At 44.1% G+C, this 22,569-nt stretch carries 18 protein-coding genes; 12 read left to right on the top strand and 6 right to left on the bottom strand.

Annotation, left to right across the window (positions count from 1 at the left end):
• From ACUNWA_RS01745 to ACUNWA_RS01735, 3 genes are all read right to left on the bottom strand, one after another.
• Entirely contained in the window at positions 1 to 1,188 is a 1,188-nt protein-coding gene (locus ACUNWA_RS01745) for an efflux RND transporter periplasmic adaptor subunit (RefSeq protein WP_445590154.1), read from the bottom strand.
• 36 nt (positions 1,189 to 1,224) lie between these two features.
• Positions 1,225 to 1,674: a MarR family winged helix-turn-helix transcriptional regulator gene (locus tag ACUNWA_RS01740; protein ID WP_445590153.1), complete on the bottom strand. Its 450-nt coding sequence runs from the start codon at positions 1,672 to 1,674 to the stop codon at positions 1,225 to 1,227.
• Positions 1,675 to 2,040: 366 nt separating this feature from the next.
• Complete coding sequence (locus ACUNWA_RS01735; RefSeq protein WP_445590152.1) at positions 2,041 to 2,574, bottom strand: peroxiredoxin; 534 nt, start codon at positions 2,572 to 2,574, stop codon at positions 2,041 to 2,043.
• 316 nt (positions 2,575 to 2,890) lie between these two features.
• Here ACUNWA_RS01735 and ACUNWA_RS01730 point away from each other — a divergent pair, with 316 nt between their 5' ends.
• Positions 2,891 to 4,390, top strand: coding sequence for a Gfo/Idh/MocA family oxidoreductase (locus ACUNWA_RS01730; protein WP_445590151.1), 1,500 nt, complete (start codon positions 2,891 to 2,893; stop codon positions 4,388 to 4,390).
• A 195-nt stretch (positions 4,391 to 4,585) separates the two neighbouring features.
• Entirely contained in the window at positions 4,586 to 6,073 is a 1,488-nt protein-coding gene (locus ACUNWA_RS01725; protein WP_445590150.1) for a Gfo/Idh/MocA family protein, read from the top strand.
• 75 nt (positions 6,074 to 6,148) lie between these two features.
• Here ACUNWA_RS01725 and ACUNWA_RS01720 read toward each other — a convergent pair whose 3' ends face one another.
• On the bottom strand, positions 6,149 to 6,883 hold the full coding sequence (locus tag ACUNWA_RS01720; RefSeq protein ID WP_445590149.1) for a lysophospholipid acyltransferase family protein: 735 nt from the start codon (positions 6,881 to 6,883) through the stop codon (positions 6,149 to 6,151).
• A gap of 233 nt (positions 6,884 to 7,116) precedes the next feature.
• Between ACUNWA_RS01720 and ACUNWA_RS01715 the strand changes: the two genes are divergently transcribed.
• From ACUNWA_RS01715 to ACUNWA_RS01690, 6 genes are all read left to right on the top strand, one after another.
• Positions 7,117 to 9,609 carry a CoA-disulfide reductase gene (locus ACUNWA_RS01715; protein WP_445590148.1) on the top strand — a complete coding sequence of 831 codons (2,493 nt, stop codon included), beginning with the start codon at positions 7,117 to 7,119 and terminating at the stop codon, positions 9,607 to 9,609.
• Positions 9,610 to 9,734: 125 nt separating this feature from the next.
• Positions 9,735 to 10,622 (top strand): LysR substrate-binding domain-containing protein, encoded by an 888-nt coding sequence (locus tag ACUNWA_RS01710; protein WP_445590147.1) that lies wholly within the window; start codon positions 9,735 to 9,737, stop codon positions 10,620 to 10,622.
• A gap of 273 nt (positions 10,623 to 10,895) precedes the next feature.
• Positions 10,896 to 11,831 (top strand): YeiH family protein, encoded by a 936-nt coding sequence (locus ACUNWA_RS01705; protein WP_445590146.1) that lies wholly within the window; start codon positions 10,896 to 10,898, stop codon positions 11,829 to 11,831.
• 86 nt (positions 11,832 to 11,917) lie between these two features.
• Positions 11,918 to 12,361: a DMT family transporter gene (locus ACUNWA_RS01700; RefSeq protein WP_445590145.1), complete on the top strand. Its 444-nt coding sequence runs from the start codon at positions 11,918 to 11,920 to the stop codon at positions 12,359 to 12,361.
• A 511-nt stretch (positions 12,362 to 12,872) separates the two neighbouring features.
• Positions 12,873 to 13,418, top strand: coding sequence for a GNAT family N-acetyltransferase (locus tag ACUNWA_RS01695; protein ID WP_445590144.1), 546 nt, complete (start codon positions 12,873 to 12,875; stop codon positions 13,416 to 13,418).
• 222 nt (positions 13,419 to 13,640) lie between these two features.
• Positions 13,641 to 14,639, top strand: coding sequence for a DMT family transporter (locus tag ACUNWA_RS01690; RefSeq protein ID WP_445590143.1), 999 nt, complete (start codon positions 13,641 to 13,643; stop codon positions 14,637 to 14,639).
• Between the two features lie 14 nt (positions 14,640 to 14,653).
• On the opposite strand, the gene ACUNWA_RS01685 is transcribed toward ACUNWA_RS01690, so the two are convergent.
• Positions 14,654 to 16,000, bottom strand: a complete 1,347-nt coding sequence (locus ACUNWA_RS01685; RefSeq protein WP_445590142.1) for an NAD(P)/FAD-dependent oxidoreductase — start codon at positions 15,998 to 16,000, stop codon at positions 14,654 to 14,656.
• Between the two features lie 541 nt (positions 16,001 to 16,541).
• Here ACUNWA_RS01685 and ACUNWA_RS01680 point away from each other — a divergent pair.
• The 4 genes from ACUNWA_RS01680 to ACUNWA_RS01665 all read left to right on the top strand — a co-directional run bounded on the left by ACUNWA_RS01680 (position 16,542) and on the right by ACUNWA_RS01665 (position 21,659).
• Positions 16,542 to 18,824, top strand: a complete 2,283-nt coding sequence (locus tag ACUNWA_RS01680; protein ID WP_445590141.1) for a tetratricopeptide repeat-containing sensor histidine kinase — start codon at positions 16,542 to 16,544, stop codon at positions 18,822 to 18,824.
• Positions 18,825 to 19,206: 382 nt separating this feature from the next.
• A complete protein-coding gene (locus tag ACUNWA_RS01675; protein ID WP_445590140.1) occupies positions 19,207 to 19,494 on the top strand; it encodes a hypothetical protein in 288 nt (95 codons plus the stop codon).
• Between the two features lie 295 nt (positions 19,495 to 19,789).
• Complete coding sequence (gene tcmP / locus ACUNWA_RS01670) at positions 19,790 to 20,932, top strand: three-Cys-motif partner protein TcmP (protein ID WP_445590139.1); 1,143 nt, start codon at positions 19,790 to 19,792, stop codon at positions 20,930 to 20,932.
• A complete protein-coding gene (locus ACUNWA_RS01665; protein ID WP_445590138.1) occupies positions 20,919 to 21,659 on the top strand; it encodes a phage Gp37/Gp68 family protein in 741 nt (246 codons plus the stop codon). Before tcmP ends, ACUNWA_RS01665 begins: the two co-directional genes overlap by 14 nt.
• Positions 21,660 to 21,816: 157 nt before the next feature.
• Here ACUNWA_RS01665 and ACUNWA_RS01660 read toward each other — a convergent pair whose 3' ends face one another.
• Positions 21,817 to 22,533: a hypothetical protein gene (locus ACUNWA_RS01660; RefSeq protein ID WP_445590137.1), complete on the bottom strand. Its 717-nt coding sequence runs from the start codon at positions 22,531 to 22,533 to the stop codon at positions 21,817 to 21,819.
• Between the last annotated feature and the right edge of the window lie 36 nt (positions 22,534 to 22,569).

The raw sequence follows: 22,569 nt of genomic DNA, 5'->3' as shown, positions 1-22,569 counted from the left end.
TTAGTTACGACTCGAATTAGCAGAAAGCTCGCTTTCATTCAGCGTGCTTAACTCCGTTAATTTGGGCTTAATCCGGGTTTGATTCCGCAGCGAATTAATCCCCTCAATAACAAGCTGATCACCGACACTCAAGCCAGAAGTAACCACGTAGGTGTCTTTCAAATTACCGGCAATTACCTCGATACTGGTGTTCTGCACTTTATTGTCCTCGCCAACGAGGTAGACAAAGTGCTTGCCCTGCAATTCGTAGGATGCTTTTTGCGGAATTAAGATCACGGAATTCATATGCTCTGAAATACGAACCACCCCACTACTACCGCTACGCAACATGTGCTCGGGATTAGGGAATGATGCACGAATATTGATAGAACCTGTTTGTTGATCCACCAAGCCACTGGCTGTTTCCACTTTCCCCGCAAATTCGAAAGCCGTATTATCGGCCAAAAGCAACGATACATCCGGTATGCTCTTCAACTTTTCTTGCATGTTAGCTCCTTCCAGTCCTCTGGTCATCTTCAAAAAATCCTTCTCATTCATAGAGAAGTAAGCATACATGCTTGTCGTATTCGAAACCGTTGTCAAGGGCTCAGCAATAGCGCTGCTCACCAAGCTTCCGACACGGTAAGGAAAGTTCCCAATAATCCCGTCAGTAGGACTGCTTATTTTGGTGTACTGCAGATTGGCTTTAGCATTTTCCATGTTGGCTTGGGCTTGGGCTAGCTGGGCTTCGGCAGCTTTCAAAGTCGACTCCACCGACTCCAACTCAAACTTGCTGATGATGTTTTTATCAACCAGCGGCTTTGTTTTTCCAACATTAATTTTAGCTGTTGCCACCTGCGCTTCAGCTACCTTCACCTGAGCTTCAGCAGACCGAACGTTGGCTTCGATATCGTTCGCATTCAGTCGAAACAAAATTTGTCCTTTTTTGACAAAGGCTCCTTCATCAACTAAAATCTCCTCAATATAACCGGCAACGCGAGGACGTATTTCGACCGTTTGCTGGCCTTCCAAAACCGCAGGATAGCTTTTATCCAAAGTTGTTTTCTGTTCTTTTATTGAAATGACCTGATACTCTTTCGCCTGCCCCGCAGCTCCGGGGGCCACCTCTCCTTGAGTTGGTGTACAGGCGACAGCCACAAACATCAACCAAATAAAATTCAGATTCTTAAATTGCATTCTTGTTTTCATGTTATAATCTATTGTATAAAATCTTCTGTTTTAAAATTAGCTCCTGCAATCGGTGGGCGTAAATCCAGCATTGTGCTGAATCATCTCCGCCACACGCCTAAAGGCCTGGAAATCTGCCGAATCAACACCTGCAAGCAACTGAGCACCCAATGATTTCGCAATTTGTTTGGCCTTACTAAGCTCTTCTTCTCCTTTGAGTGTCAACATCAGGTTCTTTTTGCGTCCGTCATTCTCATCCTGCGTACGAACCACGTAATTATTGTCCAGCAAAACACTAATCTGGCGTAGAATGATCGACTTGTCCTTGTGAAGTTCATCAGCCAGTTCTTGCTGGGTTAAATTCTTATTCAAAGACAGTTGAATCATAATCGCAAAATTCTCAAAACTAAGGACAACCCCTTGTTCTTTGAACGCTTGCATGATTACTCCTTTATAGGCATGAACGGTTTGTCCTAAGATATAGCCCAATGGTTTTTCTGTATTCATTGTCGAATTATTTCCAGCAAAACTACATGGAATTAGTTGACGTCGTCAACTAGTTTTTGTTAAAAAAACTTTATTCCTTCAAAATAAGATTAAACAACTGTCAACCTTACTATTACACATTAATCCAATGTTAAGAGAACAGTAAATACCGTCAAAATTAACAGTCCTTAACAACCCAAAATGTGCACCAATCGAAAGCATTGGAGCCAACGAGCTCCTTTCCGCTTTAAAATTTTGTGTAAAACAGGTAAATCAAAAAAAATCAAGCTGAGCTTCAGAAAAGCATAAAAAAAAGGATGTCTGCTGACACCCTTTTTGCTGGTCGATAAAAAGTATAATTTAACGTAACAAGTTATGGCGTATTTGTTATGCTAATGTTGCTTGACCCGGCTCCCAATCGCATGGAGTTAATTCGCCTGTTTGTAATGCACCCAACACCCGCAGCACTTCAGGAACATTACGACCAATAGCCAAATCGTTTACACTTACCCAACGAATCACTCCTTCTTCATCCGTGATAAATGTCGCCCGGTAAGCAATTTTCTCATCCGCTTCCAGGATACCTAGATCTTCGGCCAATGATTTTGAGGTATCGGCCAACATCGGGAACTGCAACTGACGCAGGCCAGGATGATCATTTCTCCACGCCAGGTGTACAAACTCAGAGTCGGTTGACGCACCAATCAGGTTAGCATTCAGATTCTGAAATGAGGCAAAGTGATCATTAAATCCGGTAATTTCAGTAGGGCATACAAACGTAAAGTCTTTAGGCCACCAAAATATCACACTCCATTTTCCTTTCAGATCTTCATTGGTAATGGTTTGAAACTCTTTACCTGGCTCTAGAGAAACAACTGAAGTCTTTTTAAACTCGGGAAATTTTTGTCCTATTGTCAACATGGTTTTCTATTTTAATTTTTGATTATTCATTAATTTCTGTGGCAAATATAACGGCAGTCCGACTGGCAATCAAATTGATTTTTTTTAATCGGAATAGACAAAAACTATTTACAAATACATAAAGGCCGCCAGTTATCGTCCCTCTTACTGCAACCACATTAGAGCCAAGAAGTCCAATTCCTTTGCTGTTTGCGGATTGATCAAGTAAAATGTTTGGGCAAACGCCCGAAGAATTATATCTTTAACTGGTTTTTCAAAGCTTTCAAGCTTTCAGAAACCAAAGTATTTTACCTGAATCAATTTGAATTAATAAACTATGAAAAAGCTTTCTAAAGAATCAAAGCAAGTTTCAAGAAGGGCCTTTCTGGGTACAGCTGCAACTGCCGCTGCCGGAATTACCATTCTTCCTAGCAATGTTATTGCGGGTCTCGGGCACAAAGCCCCTAGTGACAAACTGAATATCGTTGGTGTTGGTGTCGGCGGTATGGGTTTCGCTAACTTAAAAAATCTGGAATCAGAAAACATCATCGGTCTTTGCGATGTTGACTGGAACTACACTGGTGGCAATGGAGTTTTCGACCGTTATCCTAAAGCTAAAAAGTACAAGGATTGGCGTAGAATGTATGATGAAATGGGTAAAGATTTCGACGCTGTTGTGATTGCAACAGCCGACCACACCCACGCCATTACAGCAGCTCATGCCATTTCAATGGGCAAACACGTATATGTGCAAAAGCCGTTGACTCACACCGTTTACGAATCTCGTTTGTTAACGAAATTGGCTGACAAATATAAAGTAGCCACGTCAATGGGGAACCAAGGATCATCGGGCGAAGGGGTAAACCTGACGACTGAATGGATCGCCAATGGCGAAATTGGTGAAATCACAAAAGTAGAAGCTTTCACTGACCGCCCAATTTGGCCTCAAGGACTGAACACGCCTGAAAATGGCCAGTGGGTTCCTGAAGGATTGGATTGGGATTTATTTGTTGGACCAGCAAAAATGCGTCCTTACAACGAAATTTATCACCCATGGAACTGGCGCGGCTGGTGGGACTACGGTACAGGTGCATTAGGCGATATGGCTTGCCACATCCTGCATCCGGTATTTGTTGGTCTTGACCTAGGCTACCCAACAAAAGCGCAAGGTAACTCAACCTTATTATTACAAGACTGTGCTCCAACGGCACAATCGGTTAAATTAACTTTCCCTGAAAGGAAAGCGAAGAAAAAAATGAAAATTAAACTTCCTGAAGTGGAAGTAAACTGGTATGATGGCGGTATCAAGCCAATGCTTCCTGATGGATGGCCAGCCGGTAAAAACCCGAATGACTCAGGTGGTGGTGTTATTTTCCACGGAACCAAAGACAAACTGATCTGCGGTTGCTACGGAGTAAACCCCTGGTTGTTGTCAGGTCGTACGCCCGACGCGCCTAAATTCCGTCGTCGCATTGAAACAAGTCACGAAATGGATTGGGCACGCGCTTGTAAAGAAACACCTGAAAATCGCGTTGCTACAGCATCTGACTTCAGCGAAGCCGGACCATTCAACGAAATGGTTGTCATGGGCGTGTTAGCTGTTCGCTTGCAAAGCTTGAACAAAGAGCTTGAATGGGATGGAACAAACATGCAGTTTACCAACCTGAATGATACGGAAGAAATCAGAACAGTCATCAAAGATGGCTTTGCCATTCATGATGGTCACCCAACATTCAAGAAAACATGGACTGATCCTGTTCCTGCTAAAGAATTTGCATCTGAACTGATCAAGCACACTTACCGTGCACCATGGAGCTTGCCTGATATGCCAGCTTAATAATACAATCGTTCATCGGCTAAGCTAAAGTCGTCCGATGAACCACAAGAAAAGCGGGATAAGATTGAATCTTATCCCGCTTTTCTGTTTCGCCAGGGGCGTAGACTATTTTTCCATAGGAAGTAGGACTTCATTTTTTACAAAATCAACATTTCTTACTAAATTGTCGACGCATATTTCTATAAGCCAAACCCTATGAAACCAAGAAACACGGCCATTAGCCGACGAAAATTTATCGGATCAACTACCGGAGCACTGGCCGGATTAACGCTACTCCCAAGTCATGTAATTGGCGGACTGGGACATAAAGCGCCTAGCGACAAGCTCAATATCGCCGGAATTGGTGTGGGCGGCATGGGTTACCGCAACCTGAAAAACATGGAGTCTGAGAATATTGTCGCCCTGTGCGATGTCGACTGGAAATATGCCAACCGAAACTCCTTTCGCGAATGGCCAACAGCTCCGCAATACAAAGATTACCGGGCGATGTTTGAACAGCAAAAAGATATTGATGCGGTGATGATCGCCACGCCCGACCATTCGCATGCCCTGCCTGCCCTGATGGCCATGCGGCAAGGCATCCATGTTTATCTTCAAAAGCCACTCACCCATTCGGTATACGAAAGTCGCGTGCTGACTGAAACGGCCCGCCGCTACCAGGTAGCCACCCAAATGGGAAATCAGGGCAATTCCAACGAAGGAATCCGTCAGATATGCGAATGGATTTGGGCGGGAAAAATTGGCGATATCACCCGGGTTGATTCCTGGACCAACCGCCCCATCTGGCCACAAGGACTGGAGCGGCCAAGCAAGGAAATGCGCATCCCCAAAACGCTGGACTGGAATTTATTTTTAGGACCAGCAGCTTACCGCCCGTACAACGAGATTTATACACCGTGGAACTGGCGCGGCTGGTGGGACTTTGGCACCGGCGCATTGGGCGACATGGCCTGCCACATCCTCGATCCGGTGTTTAAAGCACTAAAATTGGAATACCCCTCTTCTATTCAGGGAAGTTCAACTCCGGCCAATACCGAATCGTGCCCAAATGCTGAAATGGTGGTTTATGAATTTCCGGCTCGCGACAACCTCCCAAAAGTGGCCATGCCTCCGGTAACAGTCACCTGGTACGACGGTGGCCTGATGCCTCCTCGTCCCGATGAACTGATGGAAGGCGAGGCCATGGGCAATGAAGGAGGTGGATGCATTTTTCATGGTACGAAAGGAAAAATAATGTGTGGTGCGTCATCGGCCAATCCAACCCTATTGCCTACTCGCGAAATGGCTCAAGTTGAGCAACCCAAAAGAATTATTCGACGCATACCCAATGCCATGGAAGGCGGTCACGAACAAGATTGGATCCGGGCCTGCAAAGAAACGCCTCAAAACCGCGTTGAAGCATCGTCCAACTTCGACTATGCCGGACCATTGAATGAGATGGTAGTGATGGGCGTGCTAGCCGTTCGCTTGCAAAGCCTGCAACGCAAGCTCCTCTGGGATGGCCCCAACATGCGCTTCACCAACATCGCTAACGACGATCAATTACGCATCCTGTCGAAAGATGAGTTTGAAGTGGTAAACGGCGATCCACGTTTCAACAAGGATTTTGTCACCCTCCCGGCGAAACAGATGGCAGAAGAATGGATTCGACACAACTACAGGAGTGGCTGGGAGCAGATCTAGCTTGAAGTTCAGGTTTCGAATGAACACCTCACAAAGCGCCGAATCCGACATGATCGATTCGTTTTGAAAAACAAGTTACTGGTTCAAATGAGCTTTGATCTGATTTTCAACTTCCAGTGTCAACTCTTTAACATCGCGACCCGCAGGATCAATTGGAGGCAAAACAGTGTAGGTCAGCTTGGTTCCAAAGGTTAAAGGGAATTTCCCTTTTTCCATTAGTTTGCTGTTGCCGTCAATTACAAAAGGAACGATCAAGGCCGATGGCGCTGCACGCAAAAGCGACGCAATTCCCGCCGGCTGAAACGCTTTCACCAAGCCCGTTTTACTACGGGTTCCCTCCGGAAAGATGCTGGCACAATACTTTTCCTTCTCGATGTGCTTACCCAGCTTGGTAATCTCAACAATAGCCTGACGTCCATTCTTACGATCGATTAATGCCGAACCACCGTGCCGCAAATTATAGGAAATGCTGGGAATACCTTTGCCCAATTCCTTTTTCGAGACAAATTTCGGATGATGTTTTCGGAAACCCCAAACAATAGGAGGAATATCGTGTGTATTTTGATGATTGGACACAATAATAAAAGGACGCCCCTGTGGCAGCAGATGAAACCCCCTAAACCGGATGCGGCAGCCCATAATTAGCAAACTGTAGACCAAGAAAAAATTAAGGACATCGACTGACTTCTTCCGCAACGGATAACCTCCAATCAACCGACAAACCATCTGAACGGGGTGAAATACCACAAGTAACAGTCCAAAAACCAACAGGAAAACCGGGCTTAGCAAATATCCAAGTAGACGCTTCATGCTTTAATATTGAATTTTATTGACACAAAAGAACAAAAAATAAGGGAAACTGTGTCACGCTTTAAGCCACCGGAGTTCACTTTTCAGAACCATTCTAAATAGCGAAGAACCATGTTAAGAATACATTATCTACAGATCATTCCGGCAAAAATCAGGCTTTATCATTTTTAATATCCACACATTTGCATATCTATTTAAATTGATTTTTAACCATTAATATTTCAACATAGGAAATGACTAAATATGTTATTATCGGGGGCGTTGCAGGAGGAGCAACGGCCGCCGCCCGCTTACGAAGATTGGATGAAAAGGCCGAAATTATCATGTTCGAACGCGGACAGAATATCTCCTACGCCAATTGCGGGTTGCCTTACTATATCGGTGGGACCATCACCGAACGTGAAAAGCTGCTGGTTCAAACACCCGAAAGTTTTCGTGCCCGCCTCAATGTCGATGTTCGTGTTTTACAGGAGGTGACCACGATTAACCGGGAAGCACAAACGGTGGAGGTTTTAAATCATCAAACCAAAGAAAGCTACACGGAAAGTTACGATAAACTGGTGGTATCGCCCGGAGCCGAACCGGTTAAGCCCCCCATCACGGGTATCAACGATGAAGCCATTTTTACGCTTCGCAATGTACACGACACCGATCGGATCAAGTCGTTTTGCGATACACAAAAGCCCAAACGTGCCGTAGTGATTGGTGCCGGATTTATTGGCCTCGAAATGGCCGAAAACCTGCACCAGTTGGGTATGAACGTCACCATTGTTGAAATGGCCTCCCAGGTGATGGCTCCGCTCGATTATGAGATGGCTGCCGAAGTTCACCAGCACTTAAAAACCAAGCAGGTTGAGTTTTATTTAAAAGACGGAGTCAATGCTTTTACCCGCAAAGGAGATTCGTTGACTGTTCAACTACAATCGGGACGAGAGATTGAAACTGAAATGGTGATTCTTTCCATCGGCGTGCGCCCTGAGACAAAACTGATTCGGGAAACCGGACTCGAACTGGCCGAAAACGGAGGCATCAAAGTCAACGAGTACCTTCAAACCAACGACCCCAACATTTACGCTTTGGGCGACGCCATTGCCTTCCCACACCCCATCACCGGAAACGAGGTGAACACCTACCTGGCCGGACCAGCCAACAAGCAAGGCCGCATTGTTGCTGACAACCTCGTGTTGGGCAATACGCGGAAATACAAAGGCGCCATTGCCACAGCCATTGCCAAAGTGTTCGACCTCACAGTAGCCTCTACAGGCCTGTCGGCCAAAGCGCTGAAACGTGAAGGCTTGGAGTACACTTCAAACATTATTCACGGATCGTCACACGCCGGCTACTATCCAGGAGCCTTGCCCTACACCCTCAAAATTCTCTTTCACCCCAAAACAGGGAAACTGTATGGTGCCCAAATGATTGGCTACAAAGGGATCGATAAGCGCATCGATCTGATTGCAACCGTTTTGCTGAACAACGGAAGCATATACGACTTGCAGGACATTGAGCATGCGTATGCGCCCCCCTACTCATCGGCTAAAGATCCGGTGAACCAAGCTGGCTATGTGGCTGAGAACATCATCACCGGACGTATGAAAAACATCAACTGGGTTGACGTCAGCAAGCTGCATGCGCCTCAAATTTGCCTGCTCGATGTGCGCACCCCTGCGGAACACGCGCTAGGACACATTGAAGGTTCGTTAAATGTAGAGGTGGATCAACTCCGGAATCGGCTGAATAAAATTCCCCGCGACAAAAAAATCATTGTGTACTGTGGCGTTGGAATTCGGGGTTACTTTGCCTGTCGCATTTTAATGCAAAATGGATTTAGCGAAGTGTACAACCTCAGCGGTGGTTACAAAACTTACGAACACACCATGTGCAAACAGAGCAACGAAGATATTTTTGAATCGAGTTACATTGCCAAAGATGATCACATCTACCGCGGTAAACCAATAGAATCACCCTCTCTTATGAACCTGATTAAGACCATCGAAGTAGATGCCTGCGGATTGCAATGCCCGGGCCCGGTATTAAAGTTGAAAACAGAAATAGATAAGCTGAAGCGCGGCGAACGACTCCAACAAAAAGCCAGCGATCCGGGATTCATGAAAGACGTGCAATCGTGGTGTAACATGACCGGCAACAAGCTGATTGAATTGGAGTCCAAAGAAGGAATCATCACAGCTGTAATCGAAAAAGGAGAAGGAAAGCTTCCATCCAACCAGTCAACGAATTCGGCCCCAGCTCAACTTGCACAAAACAAAACGATGGTTGTATTTAGCGATGATATGGATCGCGCACTGGCTTCGCTGGTGATTGCCAACGGTGCCGCATCGATGGGCAAAGAAGTCACCCTGTTCTTTACCTTCTGGGGCCTCAATATCATCAAAAAAACCAACAAACCCCAGGTCGAAAAAGATTTTATGGGCAAGATGTTTGGAAAAATGATGCCAGGAAACGCAGGCAAGCTGAAACTTTCAAAAATGAATATGATGGGCATGGGCTCGCTGATGATGAAAAAGCGCATGCTGTCTAAGAAGGTAGACTCAATTGAGGACATGCTCAACACGGCACTCGACAATGGCATTCGGATGATTGCCTGCCAAATGTCGATGGACGTGATGGGCGTAAATGCCGAAGAGCTGCTGGACCGGGTGGAAATTGGTGGTGTTGCCACTTATCTGGAGGAAGCCGAGAAATCGAACCTCAACCTGTTTATCTAAGAGAAATCAACTTTCATGATACAAAAACGCTGCTCCGACATATCGGAGCAGCGTTTTTAGTCTATAAAGCCGGTCATTCCTGAAATTTCCATAACTTTCGACATCAAACAACAAGAAGCAAGCCCATGGATTACCGCGATGAAGTATTTTTAGCTGTTGCCGAGAACCTTAGTTTTTCAAAAGCGGCCGAAGCACTGTTTATCAGCCAGCCCGCCGTAACCAAACATATTAAAGAGTTGGAAGGCAAGCTTAACAGCGCCCTGTTCGAGCGAAAAGGCAACAAGGTATACCTCACCAAGGCAGGCAAGCTGGCCTATCGTCATCTGAAACAAATCCAGCAGCAATACCACGAGCTGCAATTTGAACTGGGTCGCCTGAATGATGCCTATCAGGGGTCGCTGCGCATTGGTGCCAGCTCCACTATCGCACAATACCTGATTCCCGGCGTGCTGGCCGCTTTTCATCAACGGTTTCCCGAAATCAAGCTTGATCTGTTCAATGGCAATTCCGTAGACATGGAACACAAGCTACTGCGAAACGACATCGATCTGGCCTTGGTTGAAAACGATTCTTCGCAGGCCAACATCCGCTACCACGACTTCCTGGACGACGAGATTGTGGTGATCAGCGGAGCAGACAGCGTTTACGGCAAACGCAAGACCCTCACCCTGCCCGACTTGCAACACCTCCCCCTTGTGCTTCGTGAGCGGGGTTCTGGCACGCTTGAGGTTATTCAGCACGCCCTTAAAAAGCATAAGATTGAATTGGACACGCTCAACATCCTGATTCATCTCGGAAGCACCGAAGCCATCAAAAACTTCTTGGTCAATTTCGATGGCATCGCCTTGGTCTCGGAAAAATCTATTGCCAAAGAACTTCAGCTAAAAACCATCGTCAAGTTGACTGTCAAGGATTTCAGCATTCACCGTAAATTCCGTCTGAGCACCCGGCAAGGCCCCGAGAACAGCCTTCAACAATTATTTCGAAACTTTGTGCTTCAATATCCCTTTTAAAGCGGGAAAGCACATTCGCAAGTCCCCCTCTTCACCGCAGGAATCGTTCAGCATCTAAAAACACATAAGAAAACCAGACCTATAGCTCCGCCTCTTAAGCAGCTTCCGAAACAAGTTCGGAAGGCCGCACTTAAGATTGCAGTGAGCTAAAAATTGCCCATACCCTCCACCTATTACTATAACCTATTGTTATCATCTATAAATATTTGATATTTGATTCCATTATCTTAAAGATCGACATTTGCAATCTGATTCAATTAAAATACAGAAGCAATGAAACAATCGTCAAAGAATATCCAGTTGATTTACGTCCTCGCCATTACGGCCTGCCTTCTACCTTTTGTGTCGCCTGCAATGGCTCTCGTTGCCGGCATTTTGCTTGCCTTCACGGGCTGGCGTCACGCAAGCATTCACAAACAAACCGGACGGGTTTTACAAGCGGCCATTGTGCTGATGGGCTTCGGCATGAACCTGACCCAAGCTATTGAAGCCAGCAAATCGGGCTTACTGCTCACCGCCGGCTCGGTCATCCTGACCATTGGTTTTGGCTTGCTGCTAGGGAAGCTGTTGCGTGTCGACTCCAAAATCAGTTGGCTCATTGCATCTGGAACGGCTATTTGCGGAGGCAGTGCCATTGCCGCCATCGCCCCGGTTATTCATGCCAAGAACCATCAAATTTCATTTTCGCTGGTAGTTATCTTCCTGCTCAATGCGCTGGCCTTATTGCTTTTTCCCCTGCTGGGGCACTACTTCAACCTAAGTCAGGAAACCTTTGGCTTTTGGTCGGCTATTGCTATTCACGACACCAGCTCGGTGGTGGGCGCCGGAGCGGCCTACGGTCCTCAGGCGCTGCAAATAGCTACTGCCGTCAAACTTACCCGTGCCCTTTGGATTATCCCGCTTTCCATTGTCATCGCTTTATTCAACAAAGATGAAAAACGCGGTAAAATCAGTATCCCCTGGTTTATCGGGCTCTTTGTTGTGGCCGTCGTGCTGGCGCATGCGCTCCCTCAATGGCAAGCGACCTTCAGTCACCTCAACTGGCTGGGCAAACGCGGCATGGTCATGGCTCTGTTTCTGATTGGCTCCAACATCTCGCTGGGCGAAGTGAAAAAGGCAGGCTCGCGCAGTTTTGTGCTCGGCATCTTGCTTTGGGTCTTTATTGCCAGCTTATCCCTGGCCGTAATTCATAACTTCAGTGCAATCTAAGCCATGTTATCTTTGATTTTTATGACGGGCTAAATTTTCATCATCATAAAAACATTCCCTAGTTTTGCGTGCTAAAATAAAAATCGATGAAAATAGTTTACACGCTTATTGTTCTACTCATTGGGTGTTTGCTGGCCATTCAGGGAAGTATTAACACCCAGCTAACAACGTTCTTAAAACATCCTTTGCAAGGAGCTTTGGTTAACTTTCTGGTAGGCTTTATCTGTCTGGTAGGGCTTAATTTAATTTTAAAAACTCAAATTCCGGACTGGGGACAGGTAAAAATAGCCCCCTGGTATTTATTTGCCGGTGGCATGCTGGGCGCCATTTTTGTATCGTCGGTCATCTTTTTTATTCCCAAAATTGGTGTTAGTACCGTTTTAGCAGCCTCCATCGCCGGACAGCTTGTGGCCGCATCCATCATTGATCATTTTGGCTATTTCGGCCTGGCCGTGCATCCTATTTCTGCAGGTCGTATTGCTGGCATCCTGCTTTTACTTGGCGGAATATTTCTGATTCAGCGCTATTAAGAGGGCTTTCCTTTACCTAAAAAACACAGATGACTCAAAGGATTGGCCTATTTTTATCAAGGCCAGAATCAAACTGAACGCATAGTGCAAACGAGAAGTTCCGACGAAGGAGGAAATCACTCGTTGAACTTAGCTTTTAGAAAGATGTAGGGTGAAGATAAAAATCAGCCTTGAAAAGCACGTTTGAGTGAAGGCAGTATCCAAGCTTATTTGGAGCTGCTGAACGTAGTGCTTTCTGAAATTTTCTGTTTCCTCTTTGTTTCAAGACAAGGAGGAAAATCCGTCTGATAAGACTTTATTGATAAATCAATCAACGAAAAGCGCCATGGATTCCTTGTAAATGGAGAGACTTTCAGAATTAAACTGCAGCCCTTTTGCACTTGCTATCGAAAACAGGAAAGCCGATCTTTGTCCTTCTTTTCGGCAGTGCTCTTTGTTCAAACTGAACCAGCCCTGAAAAGAGCGACGACGTGATGAAATGTATTCCGTTTTAAACCAAGTTTCGTTTGCCATGAAAAGATTACGTATTAAGAACGTTACCGATCCGCGATTAGCGGAAGCCTGGAATTTATATGAACATTCCTTTCCTGTAGAGGAAAAGCGAAATTGGCAGCAGCAATTGGAGATCATAAAGCATGAAATGTATCACTTCGATCTTATACTGGTTGACGAAACGTTTGTTGGCATCCTCTTGTGGTGGGAATTTAAAACCATTCGGTATATCGAACATTTTGCCATCCTGTCCTCCCAACGGAATTCCGGCTTTGGCAAAAACTGTCTTGAGACCTTCCTGTCCGAAAGTGATCAGCAAATTCTGCTGGAAGTGGAAAAACCCGAAGACTCCCTCAAGCAGCGGCGCATAAGATTTTATGAGCGATTAGGCTTTTGCTTAAACCCGTATGACTACGCACAGCCACCCTATCAGGAAGGAGGCCCTTTTGTTAAGCTGATGCTTATGTCGCACCCCAACGACTTGAGTGAAGCTGATTTTCGGACTTTCAGACTGGAATGCCACCCCATCATTCACCGGCCGTTCTTCGAAAAGAATACGGGATAAGCAGTCAGGCATTAGCCTTGAATATGCCGGGCACGATCAACAAACGCCTTCATCTATCAGACCAATTACCAATACATTAACGCATCAAGACCCAACCATACAAAGCTTAATTATTTCATGTTGCTTATCGGTACAAAATGTGGATATTTGCAAGCTTTTTTCGATCAAACAATTAGACTGATCGACTAACAATTAAACAAATACAAGCATAACAGCGTCGCCATGATTTCATCTACAACCAAAGGAACGATAATGATTTTGCTATCGGCCATCTTTTTCGGACTGATGCCTTTCTTTGCCTTAAAAACGTACGCCGAAGGATTTGATGTCAACAACCTGTTGTTGTCCCGCTACACCTTTGCTTTTATCTTAATCGGCCTGTTTTGTCTGTACAAACGAATTAAGCTTCGGATAAGCCGGAAGCAGTTTCTCCATCTACTGATGGCAGCCCTGGTAGGCACCATGATGACCACCTATACGCTCTTCAAGTCGTATCAGTACATTTCATCGGGCTTAGCCAGCACGCTGCACTTTGTATATCCCATCATTACGTTAGCTTTAGCTTCCATCCTGTTTAAAGAACGATTCACAATCCAAAAACTGCTGGCCTTGCTCTTATCTTTTGCCGGCATTGCTATTTTGGCCGTTGACACAGGAGAAGACCTGAACATGCTTGGCATCCTGTGGGCCCTAGCGTCCGGAGTGCTGTATGCCTTTTACATTATCAGCATGGCACATCCCGTATTGAAAAACCTGAATTCCTTTACCGCCACCTTCTGGATATTTGGTTTCACGGCCCTGCTTTTTCTCGCTCAAGGCTTGGCAACCAACAACATCAACCTACATTTCACCCCAAAAGCATTGTTTTACACGCTTAACCTCAGTGTCTGGTCCAGCTTTGCAGCTGTTGTTCTTTTCTTTAATGGTTTGAAGCGAATCGGCCCGGGAAATGCCTCGCTTTTATCGACCTTGGAGCCGCTCACCGGGGTTTTGGTAGGTGTGCTTGTTTTTCAGGAAACGCTGGACACGAAAAGCCTGGTAGCCATATTCTTAATACTGGGCTCGGTTTTCACCGTCATTCAGCATAAAAGGCAGCCCGCCGAAGCAGGCCAAGCCCCTTCAATTCCCTGGTGGAAAATGGCATTGACCAAGCTCAAACGACATCAGCGACTCGCCTATGTCCTTGTCCTGTTAAGAGGATCGAAAAGACGAAGACTGTAAAAAAGAAAACCTAGCTACATCAGGCCTTTTAGCATCCCATGGTAATACATGGGTTTCAGGCCATGAACCTTTAGGATCCACCACATACCGCGCTCCACTCCAGGATCGAGAAAAGGCACAGTTGGCATCAATTCCTTGTCGTAACCAAACTCGCACATCAGCACTTTGCCATGCTCGGTCACAATCGGACAGGCCGTATAGCCGTTGTATTTTAATTCTGGTTCTTTTCCTTCCATCAGCGAAACCAGGTTGGCAGCAGCAATGGGTGCCTGAATGCGAATAGCGGCTCCGGTTTTACTGGTCCCCAGGCCAGCAACATCGCCCAGCACCACAATGTTCGGGTAGTCGGGCTGCACCAAGGTTCCTTCGTCCACCTTCACCCAGCCCCCATGACGCAGCTTACCTTCGGTGATCGCAAGCGGCGAGTGGCGAACAAAGTCAGGCGCTTCCATGGGTGGGGTAAAGTGCAACATATCGTAATCCACGCCAACCAGCTCCGAGTCGGGCACGCGTGGCAAGTGAGCCAGCGTGGGCTCGTCCAACAGTTGGAAGAAAGCCTTTTTAGCCTGCGTATCCACCTTCACCAGCCGGTGCTGGTATTGAACGCCTACTTCGCGCTCGTCGTAAATAGCCTGTAAGCGATCGCCATACACAGCCGGGCGCATCAGGTTATTGGAGTTAGAATAATACGTCATTTCAAAACCTTCACGGATGCCTTCTTCCCGCAGGTAATCCTCGGTCATCAAGGTAATTTTCTTGGGGGCTCCACCACATTTCAGCTTCGAATAGGTATCGGTAAACACCAGTTGTCCTTCTGGTTTCTCACGCAGTTTCGTAATCGCCTCGTGACACTTGATGGCTCCCTGGTAATCGTAAATGCAGTGAGCATTTCCTTCGCCCAGCGTTTCTTTTGAGATGCCTTCAATTCGGCCGAAATTCATCTGGCAACCGGGAGCCAGCACCAAAAAGTCGTAGCTCACTTTCCCATTCGCCCGGGTCAACAGGTAATTCTTGTCGGGAACCAATTCCTCAACAAAATCTTTCATCCACCTCACCCCCGAAGGCATCAGCTCTTGGTTAGGCATCAAAATTTCCTCCGGCGTAAAAACTCCTCCGGCAACCAAGGTGTATCCGGGCTGATAATGATGAATTTCCTTTGGTTCGATGATGGTGATATCGTCGTGCCGAAGCATGTCAGACAAATAAGCCGCCATGGTTATCCCGGCAGCTCCTCCTCCTACAATCACCACTTTGGCTTTGGCCTCACTGGCCGAAAGATACTGATAGGCCTGTCCTCCCAGAACAAGTCCTCCCAGTCCGGCCACGCCGGCTGTTAAAAATTTTCTTCTTGATAGCGTCATGCTTTATCAATTTTTAGTTGGTTGGTTTTTGGTCAAACCTCCAAAACTAAGTCTTCAAAAATGGCCATCCTATGACGAATCTCATTGCACCAAACAACCAGAACAGATATTATGAAAGACCATCCGGAAAGATCGAAAGCATCAGTTTATCGTTTTGCGCTCTGCCCGAGATGCTTTCATGCTCTCTGCTTCTGGTGCTTTGCCATTAAACGCTGACAGGTTGTGGGCTACCGTTTACAGATACACTCTTTTCTCCTCCTTTTTTTCAAAGAGGAGTGGCACCGATTAATCGGTGTCGAGGTGGTTTGTCATTGGTGACGCCTTTCATTTCTTTTCCGATGAAACAAACTTGTCCTTTTGGCTTGACCCAAAAGAACAAAAAGATCAAGCCTGAGGTTCAAACATGCACGCGAGCAGCTTCGAGATACCCCCGAAGCTGGTAACTGCCAAATCCAGAAAAAAGATTCCATCTAAAATTACTTTTCCGGGTGTATTCTCAGTTTTCTTGCTATTTTAGTTTGCTCATTCTTCAAACTCGACAATGAGCAAACTATTCTTATTCCTTACGTTCTTTTTGGCTGGAATCCATGCATCAGCTGATAACCAAAATCAACTGTGGCAACAAATACAACGATCAAAACATGATACAAGCCGTTTTCGTTTATTCACGGAATTGGCCGAGTATTACGATAAGCTGCCCCTCCCCGACTCGGCCATTTTCTATAGCCAAAAGGCCCTTCAAACAGGGCGTAATATCCAACCCAAAAAGTCAAAAAAGAGTAAGCACAACTTGCTACTAAGCCGATCTTACCGGGTACTTGGATTTTCATTCTTCATGCAATATAAGCTGGATAGCACCTATCACCACTTTCATCAGGTTGAGCAAATTGCCAGGCAAGAACTCAGCCAAAAAGATAACAAGTACCAGAAGCGCTATCAACAATTTTTAGCAGAATCACTCCGGAACATGGGAGTCATTAATTACCTAAAAGGCAACCTGGATCAATCCACTCAGCTGTACCTCGAAGCAATTCCCATCAGTGAAGCCTTACAAGATACTTCGGAGCTAGCCAACTCCTACTCAAAATTAGGGCTCACCTACAAAAAACAGGGGAAACTGGCAGAAGCTCTCCAATATTTCTACGAATCACTTCACTATTACGAACTTCTTAATAAACCCAAAGAAACAGCAGTCGCCTTCCTCAACATTGCAACCATTCATTACGATCAGAATAATCATGAAGAAGCCATTGAAGGCTATAAGCGTACGTTGCAGTTATTCAAAGCACAAGGCGATGAGAAAGGAATGGCAATTTGTTTGTCAAATATTGGTAAATCTTATTTGCAGCTTGAAAATTTCGACCTGGCTTTGAAGTACGCACAAGAAGCCTTAGAAGTAAACCAAAAAAGAAATGATAAAGTTGGCATAGCCATTAACTATGGAAGTATAGCTCTTCTTTATGAGGATATGGGCAAGTACGAACAAGCTGAAAGCTACTATAAAAAGACTTTAACACTAAAGCAAAAGCTGAATGATATTCCCGGCTTGATCAACGTTTATGGGAATCTGGCTTCTGTTCATGTTAATCTTGCCAAGACGAGTACAAGTTCTGCCCTTCGAGAATCACACCTCAACCGTGCCATTGCCTATGGACATAAAAGCCGGCAACTTTCTCCTAACTTCAATGCTCCATTCCAACAAAAGGCAGTTGCAAAAGCACTTCGTGAAGCCTATGCCCAAAAAGGAGATTACAAAAAGGCATTGGAATTTGCCACTGAAATTATTGAGTTGAATGACACCATTTTCAATAAAAGTAAAGCGGAAGCAGTTGCTGAGGCAGAAGCAAAGTACGAGACAAGCCGAAAAGAACAGCAGATTGAGCTACAAAAAACCCAGTTAGCTCAAAAAGAAATCTTGCTCAGTAAAGAACGCCTGTGGCGCAACTCGGCAATTGTAGCCTTTTCCCTCACCTTGTTAATTCTAATTCTGATTTACTACAACTATAACCAGCACAAGAAAAACAATCGTATCCTAAAGCTAAAAAATCAGTTGATTGAAGAACAGCGGAAAGAAATTCAGAAGCAAATGGACAAGCAATGCAAAACCAATAAACGCCTGAATGAGCTGGTGTTGTTTAAAGAAAAAATCACCGGAATGATTGTCCACGACTTAAAAAGTCCGTTAAATGGCATTATCAATAGTGGGTATATTGATGACGAAGAGCTTCGCAGCGAACTTGTCATTCACTCCGGTTACGAAATGCTCAACCTGGTTGATAACATGCTCAACGTTTATAAAGCCGACAGTACCGAAATGAAAGTAAATCCAAGGAAGAATGATTTATACCAATTGGTTGAAAATGAAAAAACCGGACTGCTCTTTCTACTCAACGAAAAAGAACTAAGCCTGAAAATTGAAGACATCACCCGGCCTGTTTTCTTTGCCGACAATCATTTAATCAAACGGGTAATTGCCAATCTGCTGAGCAATGCCGTTAAGTTTTCGCCGCAAAAAGGAACCATTACGCTTCGCATAGAGCAACTAGGCGAAACAGATATCCGAATTGGAATTCGGAATCAAGGGCCTCATATTCCGGAAGAAAAACAACACCTGATTTTTGAAGAATTTGGACAACACGACTTACGACAACTCGGAGTAACGGCCTCCACCGGACTGGGACTGACCTTCTGCCAGCTGGCAATAAAAGCTCATGGCGGAACGCTTGGCGTAAACTCATCGGAAGGTAGCGAAACGGAATTCTGGTTCAGATTACCCAACAGTGTTGTTGAAGAAGAAATTGAAAAATCAATCGAAAATAATTGATTGCCGGATGTTCGGATAGTTCGTGTCTTCGTGCCTTCTTGAGTTCTTGAGTTCGTGAGTTCGTGACCTCGTGCCTTCTTTCTTCGCGTTCTCTTGGCGACTTTGCGGTTAAGAGGTCAGTTATCGGTTTTCAGTTCCGTAACTTCATGCGTTCGTGACTTCGGTTATCCGCTTTAAGCGTCTTCCTGAACTTGTTTCAGGATCTGTTACTGGTCAGAAGTTGTCAGTGTCGATTAAACGCTGACAGGACCTTCCGACGCTGTCAGGTTATGGGCTACCGTTCACCGATGCGCTCTTTTCTCCTCCTTTGTCAGGCGGGGAGAGAAGGGCCTGAGCCGATCACTACCACCCCTAAGCTCCAATCAAGAAGTAAAAACATTGAATGGAGAACCTTAAAGATGAAACCGTTCAGCCCAAACAAGAAAACGTCCGTCATTTTGATTCAAACGTTCAGTTCATAGCCGCAAGCTTGTCTGTTTTTGGCGGAAATTTCCACCAATTTGATTCAAGCGTGAAGCAATTTGGTGCTCGCTTGCACCTTTTTTATTCAGGCTTGCTCCAAAAACATACTCGCTTGAATCTTTTTGCTGCAAGCGTGCGGGTTAAACATGAACGCGAGGGGGTTAAACATGCAAACGAGCACCTCGGAGGTACCCCCCTGAGGTGTTAAATAGAAAATTCTCCATGAAGATTATCAACTATTTAGAACGAAAATAAAAAGGCGCTTATTCGTACATATATTTTGTAAATTTTTATAACTTAATCGGCAAAATCGAAAAAGGAAAAAACCAATGACAGTATTAACCAACGGACACCCACCGCACACAATCAGCCTATTAACCAACAAAGATACATCCAGCTAAAGCGAATATATCCACAAGACTGTGGATATACAAGTATTATGGGCAAGGCAAAAAAACCGCGTGCGATACTGAATAACTTTAATAAAAACTAACCAAATTAGAATGGCTAAGAATAACTTCTTTAAGAATCAATCAGCTTTAACCGCTTCAAAAACTAAGATATATGAAGAATATATTACAGGTTATTTGCCAAAGCTATTATTGTCATTTGGAAAATGCCTTATTGCTGATTTATTTTGTGGTCAAGGAAAAAACGGAGATAAAAATGGGAGTCCTTTAATCTTACTTGATAGAATTAAATACATACTATCATCACCAATTTTTCGCAATAAAAATAACCTTAAGATTTATATTCTATTCAACGATCAAGACGAGAATAACATTAAAAACCTAATTTCAGAATTAGAAAAAACAGAATACGATAAATCACTAATTAATATCACAATTAAAAATGAGAGATATGAAGATCTTTTACCTTCTCTTGTTAAAAAGCCAGAAAGGAACAAAATACCTAAGTTCTTTTTTCTCGACCCATTTACCTATTCAAATGTTAAAATGCATGACCTAAAACAACTAATGTCATTATCATTTACAGAGATATTATTGTTCATGCCTGTATTTCATTCATATAGATTTTCCTCTGTTAATTTCAATAAAGATCATAAGACAAGAAAATTCATTGAAGAATTTACAAAAGATGGAATAGATGATTATGAAAATATTCATTCCTTTATGACATCGATAAAATTGAAACTAATTCAAGAGATTAATTTACCATCTAATAAAAATACAGTTCCTTATGTCAGATATATTCTCATTGATGGGGGCGGTAGTAAAAATTCTCTTTTTTTAATTACTGGTCATCAAAAAGGCATGTTGTTTATGAATAAAATTGCCTTTAAAACTACATCTGATGGTAATTGTTTGAAAGTGAATGAAAGTCTTCAAAATTCACTTTTTGCAACAAACGAGTCAACTTTGTTTCATTCTCTCTTCAGAAAAAAACTAATTGAGTTTATCAAGAATAAGAAAAAAGTTTCAAACATAGCACTTCTGGATTTTGCAATTAGAGAATGCTTTCTTCCCAAAGATGTAAAACAGATAGTAAAGGAATTAATCAATTTAAAAAAGGTCAGTATATTTACACTAAATAATAACAGAATACTAGACAGTAGAAAATGGGCAATATCAGATCAGCCCAAAGACGAAACTGTGATAAAATGGAATACTGATGAAGAAAACTAAAATAGAGTGGACAGAAGAAACTTGGAACCCAACAACTGGGTGTACTAAAGTATCCTCAGGATGTAAGAACTGTTATGCTGAAGTAATGGCAAATAGGCTCAAAGCAATGGGGACTCCTGGCTATGAAAATGGATTTGACTTTTCTGTTTTACCCGAAAGATTGGATCAACCTTTAAAAAAGAAGAAACCCACAAAATATTTTGTTAATTCTATGAGCGACTTGTTTCATGAACAAATGCCAGAAGAATATTTGAACAAGATTATAGATGTAATAAAACAAACACCTCAGCATATATATCAAATCTTGACTAAAAGAGAAAATAGAATGTATGACTATTTTCTAGATAAAGACATTCCATCAAACATTTGGCTTGGTGTTAGCGTGGAGAACAAAGCCGATGGATTACCAAGAATTAATAAACTTAGAAATCTTAATGCTTCAATTAAATTTCTTTCGGTTGAACCACTTCTTGAAGATCTTGAGTATATGGATTTAGAAGGAATTGATTGGGTTATTGTAGGTGGAGAAAGTGGTGTAAAAGCACGACCAATGAAAGAAGAATGGGTTTTAAATATTAAAAAGCAATGTCAAGATCAAGATGCAGCTTTCTTCTTTAAGCAATGGGGCACTTGGGGAGTTGATGGAGTAAAAAGAAGTAAAAAAGTTAACGGTCGTCTCCTTGCAGGTAAAACATTCGAAGAATATCCAGAATCACTTGTTGTTTAATGATAAAAAAAATAAGCCCAGCCCATAATCGAGTGGGAAGCTGCTTGTCGTTTGTAACGACGCTACACCAACCAATTGCTTTGAAAAGCCTTTGTTGTTAGCTTTCCATTAAAATAGCTTGGGGGCATCACTCCGGACTCGCGACTCACCGACTTCTTTAAATAAACTTCTCGCGTTTTTGCAGGTTAAACAGGCCGTAGAGGATAAACACCAGGGTACCGACGATCAGAAAAATACGGTTTTTCAGCACGATGCCTTCCCACACCACTTCATTCATATTTCGGGGCACACTGAGTGGATTGAGGAACACATTCCAGTAGGTACGCTGCAGGGCATCGCTAAAGATGAGCAGCACCACCCCCAGAATGACCATCACCACCGCGGTTCCGTTGCCATTTTTAATGATGGTGGAAAACATAAACGCCAAACTGCCCAGGAACAAAACCGGAAACATGAGCTGCCGGGCCATTTCAACTAAATTAACGGGCGTAAGGAAAATGGAACTCACCCCGGCAAAGGCCACCAACAACAGGAAAACCAAGACAAAAACCAGCGCGAGCCGCACCAGCCACACTTTGTAACGATAATCCGGTATTCCGAATAAAATTTCGAGGATGCCGGCATCCAGATCGTTCTGAATCCCAAAGGTCATGGGATAGAAAATCAGCAAGATGGCCGGAAATAAAAGCGTCCCGTAAACAAACTCTTCATCGGGCACCTCGCCGTTCCAAACGGCTGTAATAGCAACAAAAGCAAAAAAGGCAAAAGCAGCCAGCAAGAACCAGATAAACCGGCCTCCAAAGATGATCCGGAAATTGTATTGAATCATTTTACGGATCAGGTTTATCTTATTTTTTAATTTGAATCTATTCATTTTCAATTAAGAGTTTTCAGTTAATCGTCCTTTATA

The organism is Sunxiuqinia sp. sy24 (genome assembly GCF_052677165.1).
The sequence above is the reverse complement of the archived record's forward strand: the minus strand, read 5'-3'. Positions and strand labels throughout refer to the sequence as shown.

What these genes read in the sequence shown, in the direction of transcription:
- ACUNWA_RS01740 (WP_445590153.1), bottom strand. Translation starts at nt 1,674, where the DNA reads ATGAATACAGAAAAACCATTGGGCTATATCTTAGGACAAACCGTTCAT.
- ACUNWA_RS01680 (WP_445590141.1), top strand. Translation starts at nt 16,542, where the DNA reads ATGAGCAAACTATTCTTATTCCTTACGTTCTTTTTGGCTGGAATCCAT.
- ACUNWA_RS01685 (WP_445590142.1), bottom strand. Translation starts at nt 16,000, where the DNA reads ATGACGCTATCAAGAAGAAAATTTTTAACAGCCGGCGTGGCCGGACTG.
- ACUNWA_RS01710 (WP_445590147.1), top strand. Translation starts at nt 9,735, where the DNA reads ATGGATTACCGCGATGAAGTATTTTTAGCTGTTGCCGAGAACCTTAGT.
- ACUNWA_RS01695 (WP_445590144.1), top strand. Translation starts at nt 12,873, where the DNA reads ATGAAAAGATTACGTATTAAGAACGTTACCGATCCGCGATTAGCGGAA.
- ACUNWA_RS01715 (WP_445590148.1), top strand. Translation starts at nt 7,117, where the DNA reads ATGACTAAATATGTTATTATCGGGGGCGTTGCAGGAGGAGCAACGGCC.
- ACUNWA_RS01690 (WP_445590143.1), top strand. Translation starts at nt 13,641, where the DNA reads ATGATTTCATCTACAACCAAAGGAACGATAATGATTTTGCTATCGGCC.
- ACUNWA_RS01725 (WP_445590150.1), top strand. Translation starts at nt 4,586, where the DNA reads ATGAAACCAAGAAACACGGCCATTAGCCGACGAAAATTTATCGGATCA.
- ACUNWA_RS01735 (WP_445590152.1), bottom strand. Translation starts at nt 2,574, where the DNA reads ATGTTGACAATAGGACAAAAATTTCCCGAGTTTAAAAAGACTTCAGTT.
- ACUNWA_RS01705 (WP_445590146.1), top strand. Translation starts at nt 10,896, where the DNA reads ATGAAACAATCGTCAAAGAATATCCAGTTGATTTACGTCCTCGCCATT.
- tcmP (WP_445590139.1), top strand. Translation starts at nt 19,790, where the DNA reads ATGGCTAAGAATAACTTCTTTAAGAATCAATCAGCTTTAACCGCTTCA.
- ACUNWA_RS01745 (WP_445590154.1), bottom strand. Translation starts at nt 1,188, where the DNA reads ATGAAAACAAGAATGCAATTTAAGAATCTGAATTTTATTTGGTTGATG.
- ACUNWA_RS01720 (WP_445590149.1), bottom strand. Translation starts at nt 6,883, where the DNA reads ATGAAGCGTCTACTTGGATATTTGCTAAGCCCGGTTTTCCTGTTGGTT.
- ACUNWA_RS01730 (WP_445590151.1), top strand. Translation starts at nt 2,891, where the DNA reads ATGAAAAAGCTTTCTAAAGAATCAAAGCAAGTTTCAAGAAGGGCCTTT.
- ACUNWA_RS01700 (WP_445590145.1), top strand. Translation starts at nt 11,918, where the DNA reads ATGAAAATAGTTTACACGCTTATTGTTCTACTCATTGGGTGTTTGCTG.
- ACUNWA_RS01660 (WP_445590137.1), bottom strand. Translation starts at nt 22,533, where the DNA reads ATGAATAGATTCAAATTAAAAAATAAGATAAACCTGATCCGTAAAATG.
- ACUNWA_RS01675 (WP_445590140.1), top strand. Translation starts at nt 19,207, where the DNA reads ATGGAGAACCTTAAAGATGAAACCGTTCAGCCCAAACAAGAAAACGTC.
- ACUNWA_RS01665 (WP_445590138.1), top strand. Translation starts at nt 20,919, where the DNA reads ATGAAGAAAACTAAAATAGAGTGGACAGAAGAAACTTGGAACCCAACA.